General features: G+C 52.2%; 3 protein-coding genes. 2 read left to right on the forward strand and 1 reads right to left on the reverse strand.

Annotated elements, in window-relative coordinates:
- Positions 1-11: 11 nt before the first annotated feature.
- Positions 12-3,131 (forward strand): beta-galactosidase, LacZ type, encoded by a 3,120-nt coding sequence (locus BLW29_RS27305; RefSeq protein WP_177186841.1) that lies wholly within the window; start codon positions 12-14, stop codon positions 3,129-3,131.
- 71 nt (positions 3,132-3,202) lie between these two features.
- Here BLW29_RS27305 and BLW29_RS27310 read toward each other — a convergent pair whose 3' ends face one another.
- Positions 3,203-4,243, reverse strand: a complete 1,041-nt coding sequence (locus tag BLW29_RS27310; RefSeq protein WP_090985649.1) for an efflux RND transporter periplasmic adaptor subunit — start codon at positions 4,241-4,243, stop codon at positions 3,203-3,205.
- Positions 4,244-4,489: 246 nt separating this feature from the next.
- Here BLW29_RS27310 and BLW29_RS27315 point away from each other — a divergent pair, with 246 nt between their 5' ends.
- On the forward strand, positions 4,490-5,713 hold the full coding sequence (locus BLW29_RS27315; protein ID WP_256208973.1) for an MFS transporter: 1,224 nt from the start codon (positions 4,490-4,492) through the stop codon (positions 5,711-5,713).
- The last annotated feature ends 377 nt before the right edge of the window (positions 5,714-6,090 follow it).

Raw genomic sequence — 6,090 nt, forward strand, 5'->3', positions numbered from 1 at the left:
AGGTGCTCGCGTTGAAATCGAAATTCACTTATACACCGCCGGCTAACGGTTATCCGGAATGGAACAATAACCCTGAGATTTTTGAATTGAACCGAATGAAGGCACATGCTACGCTGATGCCCTTCGATTCTATAGAAGAAGCACTGAACGGCGATCGCAACGCATCTCACAATAGCTTATCGCTGAACGGGAAGTGGAAGTTCGCTTTTGCCGAAACGCCTTCCAAACGGATTACGAACTTCTACGAGGATGGCTTCGATACGAGCGCTTGGGACGAAATCGCAGTACCCGGACATTGGCAGCTGCAAGGCTACGATTACCCGCAATATACGAATATCCGTTATCCGTGGGAAGCATCGGAGCCGGACCTTAAGCCTCCTTTTGCACCGACCAAATATAATCCTGTTGGCTCCTATGTGCGCAGCTTTACGGTTCCTGATAATTGGCAGGGGCAGCCAGTATTTATCAGCTTCCAAGGTGTAGAGTCGGCTTTCTACGTCTGGGTAAACGGTGAACTGGTCGGTTACAGCGAAGATACGTTTACGCCTGCTGAGTTTGATCTTACGCCATATCTGCGTGCCGGTGACAACAAGCTTGCCGTCGAAGTGTACCGCTGGTGCGATGCAAGCTGGCTGGAGGATCAGGATTTCTGGCGGATGAGCGGGATTTTCCGTGATGTGTATTTGTATACGGCGCCGAAAGCGCATATCTACGACTTCTTCGTAACAACGGAGCTTGACGAGGCTTACCGCGATGCCGAGCTTAAACTGAGAGCTACAATTATGAATTACTGGGAAGCGGATCTGGGTACGGTAACGGTCGAAGCGCAATTGTACGACAGCAAGCGGCAGCCGGTTCTAGCGCAGCCCATCGTTGTAACCACTACGCTTGGAAGCAGCGAAGCGGAAGTTGAGATTGAAGCCTCCGTGCAAGTAGCCAATCCGCTCAAGTGGAGTGCAGAGCAGCCGAACCTATATACGCTAGTCATTAGTCTGAAGGATGCCGAGCAGAAGCAGCTTGAAACAATCAGCACGCAAACGGGTTTCCGTAAGTTTGAAATCAAGAATGGGCTGATGCTCATTAACGGACAGCGTATCGTGTTTAAAGGGACTAACCGTCATGAATTCTCTTGCCATACCGGCCGTGCGCTCGCGCTTGAGGACATGATTACAGACGTTAAATTGATGAAAACTCACAATATCAACTCTGTTCGGACTTCGCATTACCCGAATCATCCGCTCTGGTATGAACTGTGCAATCAATACGGTCTGTACGTCATTGACGAGACGAATTTAGAGACGCATGGCAGCTGGGCCTATGATCAAATGGAGCTGCTGCCGCATAACGTACCGGCTAGCAACCCAGCATGGACAGCCAATGTGCTGAATCGGGCGAACTCCATGATGCAGCGGGATAAGAACCATCCGTCCATCATCATTTGGTCGCTTGGGAACGAATCCTTTGGCGGCGACAACTTTGTCAAAATGCATGATTTCCTACGCGAAGCAGATCCTTCACGTCTCGTTCATTATGAAGGCGTAACGATGTGGAGAGAGTCAGCTGACGCGACAGATATCGAGAGCTTCATGTACGCGAAGCCGCATAAGCTGGCGGAGTATGCGCATGATCATCGTCCGAAGAAGCCATATATTCTGTGTGAATACAGCCATGCGATGGGCAACTCCTGCGGTGGATTGCATATCTACACGGAGCTGTTCGACAAGCATCCGGTGCTGCAGGGCGGATTTATTTGGGACTGGGTTGACCAAGCGATCTGGACAACCGGCGAAGACGGTGTCTCTTACATGGCCTACGGCGGAGACTTTGGAGAGCAGCCGCATGACGGTAATTTCTGCGGCAACGGGTTGATTTTCGCGGACCGCTCCATCTCGCCTAAACTGCTGGAAGTGAAGAAATGCTACCAGAATATCGGGATTACCGAGGTTGACGGCAATCAAGGCCTGTACCGCATTCAGAATAAGAACTTGTTCACGAATTTGGATGCTTATACGCTGCAGTGGTCGGTTGCGTTTGATGGTGTGCTTGCTGAAGACGGCAGCTTGACTGTTTCTGTGGCACCGGGTGAAGCTGCGGAGATTACACTTCCGCTGCCGGCTCGCGAGGAGCAAACCGGGGAAGCTGTCCTGACCATCAGCTTCGTCACGACAGAGGCTGCAGAATGGGCCGCTGCCGGTCATGAGGTCGCATTCGAGCAATTCGTACTTGCCGCTTCGAAGTCGGCGATTGTGGGCTCTGTGCGCGTTGAAAGCAGTGGTGCAGTGGATGTATCCGAGCTCGCGGATGTGCTGACCGTGCAAGGGGCAGGCTTCACAGCCGAATTCGATCAAACAACCGGCAGTCTCGTATCCTACAAGGTTGGTGGAACGGAGCTGCTGAAGAGCGCACTTGCGCCTAACTTCTGGCGCGCGTATACCGACAATGACCGCGGCAACAAGCACCACGAGCGTTGTGCAACTTGGCGCAGTGCCGGCGAAGAACGCGTGCTGCGTGCGCTCCGGTGGGAAGCGCTGGCCGACCGAGTCATCGTGCATGCGGAATATCTGCTGCCGACTACAGTGGAATCCACTTGCTCCATTACGTACACGGTGATGGGCAGCGGGGTGATCCAAGTGCTCCAGCAGCTGGCACCGGGAGACGGCTTGCCGGAAATTCCGGAAGTCGGCATGATGCTCGTCATGGATGGCTCCTTCGAGAACCTGGAATGGTACGGTAAAGGGCCTCATGAATCGTATTGGGATCGCCAAGGAAGTGCGAAGCTTGGGTTGCACCAAGGCACACCGGCGGAGCAATTCGTTCCCTACCTGCGTCCGCAGGAGTGCGGCAACAAGATGGGCGTACGCCGCGCTGCAATTGGCAATGGCGCGGGAGCGACACTGCATATCACGGGTGCACCATCTTTTGAACTCAATGTGCTGCCGTATACGCCGTTTGAGCTGGAAGCGCATGATCATGTCTATAAGCTGCCTGCCAGCGATAAGACGGTTGTTCGGATCAACTACAAGCAAATGGGCGTAGGCGGGGATGACAGCTGGGGTGCGATGCCGCATCCGCAATATTTGCTGCAAGCGAATAAGACGTATGCGTTCTCCTTCACATTGCAAGGCAAATAAGCATTAAAAAAGCGTCCCGTGCTGCAAGGTGTATGGAGTTCATACACCTTGCGCATGGGACGCTTCTGTTATTAGTTATCGATGATGATCTTCTGGCCTTCATCGATCCCTTTCTTAATTTCAACCTCGGCACTGGTCTTGAGGCCGACTTCGACGTCGACTTCTTTGACGCGATCATTCTCGATAATCTTCACGTAGTTGCGGCCAAACATACTGTTTAGGCTGCCGCGCGGAATAATGAGGACATTGCTGCGCTTCTCGATAAACAGCTTAATGTCAGCCAGCTTACCGATCTCGATCTGCGGTTTCGGCGCATCCAGTGCGATAATAAGCGCTCTGGAATTACGTCGTTTAATGGCATCGACATCGCTCTTAGGCGCAGTTGCCGGCGTTTGGATAACGGTGCCCTTGTAGGTCTTCTTATCCACCGTGACGTCCACTTCAATGCCCTTCTTGACAGAGGCGATCTTGGAAGCGTCTGTTGCCTCGTAGATAAAGTTGACTTTATTCGGATTGGAGATGATGGCCATCGTTTGCAGCGCTTCTACCGTTTCACCGGGCTTGAGTTCATTCAAGTACGTGATGATTCCGTCTGACGGAGAGATCAGAAGCGACTTCTGGTACTGCTTGCGCAGGGCGTCAAGTTGAAGCTGCTCTTTCTCCAGGTCGATGTGGGCGAGACGTGCTTCTTCCTCATCGCCGCTCTTCACGGCATCGGAGTAGCGAAGCGTGCGCTGCTCGACGGTAAGCTCTTGAAGTTTAATCTGGAGCGGTAATCCCCCGGTATCCAGCTCGGCAATCGGTGCACCGGCCTTCACGGTGTCTCCAGGCTGCACATACAGCTTCTTCAAGCGAGCGCCGGATTCCGGGAACGAGACAGATTGATTGGTATCGGATGAAGCGGTTGCGGTTGAGGATAGATAGAGTTCCATATTGCCGCGTTTGACGGCTTCTGTTTCATGGATTTCTTCTTTCTTGCTTAGTATAGGGGGCTGGAGCGACTCTTCTTCAGCAGGCAATAGCGAGCAGCTGCTGAGCATTAGAGCGGCTAGCGATCCCATAATTGACATGCGCAGCAACGAAACGGAAGTATGATTACGAAACTTGGGCACGAAATAATCTCCCCTCTTAATGGGCACTAAATGGAAGGACAAGCGTTACTACTATGTAAAGAATAACGGCACTGTATAGCGATGTCAACGATTACATTTCCAAATATTAGTTGGAAAGTTTGCTTAAGAATGGATAATTGTCACTGCTCAGCGATTATGCTAAGGTTGCAAGTAGACTAAAGGAAGACGGAGATTCACCTTATCACTTGGTGATAGGGTTGCATTTGAGAAAGGTGGTTGGGGAGTTTGGCTACAGCTTCACCACGTACAGCTGCTTTGCAAACCGGTACACTGTACATCATTTTGTTTGCAATCAGTGCTGTACATTTATTGAATGATACGATGCAGGCCGTCGTATCCGCACTGTTTCCTGTCTTTGCAAAATCACTTCATCTAAGCTACGGGCAAATGGGCTGGATTGCTTTTACGCTGAATATGACCTCGTCCGTCATGCAGCCTGTCGTGGGCTACTTCTCCGACAAGCGGCCGATGCCTTGGATGCTGCCGATTGGAATGGGGCTTAGCATGCTCGGGATGGCCGGACTGGCTTACGCGCCGAATTTCTATTCCGTAATAGGAGCGGTTGTGTTTATCGGGTTAGGTTCAGCGATATTCCATCCGGAGGGCTCGCGTGTCGTCTATTTTGCGGCTGGAGGACGCCGAGGGCTCGCGCAATCCATCTATCAAGTCGGCGGCAATGCGGGGAGCTCGCTGGCTCCGCTGATGACGATCTTTATCTTCTTGCCCCTGGGACAACCCGGCGCGATCTGGGGGACGTTATTGGCAGCTGCGGCTATCGCGATCCTGCTGCGGGTGGTTCCTTGGTACAAAGGGCAGCTGGATCAGCATGGGAAGCCGGCTAAGAAATCAGCGAGAGCGGCCAGTCAGAACGGTGCAGCAGGTCAGAGCAGAGGCGTTATTATTTTCGCCATGACGATACTGATTCTGCTGGTTTTCTCGAGATCCTGGTATTTCAGCGGCATCTCGAACTTCTATAACTTCTTCGCCGTAGAGAAGTATGGGTTGTCGACCAAGGCGGCTCAAGTGCCGATCTTCATCTTCATGGCTGCCGGTGTGCTTGGCACCTTCTTCGGCGGCGTGCTCGCGGATCGATTCGGCCGTAAGCGGATGATTATGTTCTCAATCGGCGGTGCTTCACCGTTCGCGCTGCTGCTGCCTCATTTATCCTTGGAGTGGGTGTATCCGGTGAGCTTCTTGCTCGGCTTCATCCTGCTGTCCGGTTTCTCCGTCAGCGTCGTGTACGCACAGGAGCTCATTCCGAACAACGTCGGAATGGCGTCAGGTCTCATTACGGGACTCGCCTTCGGCATGGGGGCGCTCGGCGCCATCATCCTGGGACATGCCGCAGAAGCTTGGGGGCTGACAAAGGTGATGAACTATTCCAGCGTCCTCCCGATGATCGGGTTATTAGCGATCCTGCTGCCGCCTGATCGGCGCGAGACAGCATAAAATAGTAATGATCCCTTTCTAAGCTGTCCCACAGTTGCATGATTGCAACTTGTGAGACAGCTTTTTAATTTGGCTCGCCTTCGCATACCCTCCACAGAATGCTCGTTATTTAAGTCTACACTTAATTAAGCTAATGCTTAATTAATAACGTGTCCGAGGTGAGGGTGGAGGAGGCATTGATGGCGGCTGGGAGGGAGCGGAGTAGAGTCGGATAGTGAAATGCTGCTGGAAATACAACATTTTAGCCTTTCCAATGGCGGCGAGAGCAAAATGTTGTGCAATCGGCTCAGCCCCTTTAATCCGGAGTCCTTCCAGCCAAAAAACAAGTTCTCACAAGATTGCTTGTTTTTTCGCGCTGTTACATGGCTTTATGGAAC

The organism is Paenibacillus sp. CF384, assembly GCF_900106745.1.
Taxonomy (GTDB): domain Bacteria; phylum Bacillota; class Bacilli; order Paenibacillales; family Paenibacillaceae; genus Paenibacillus_Z.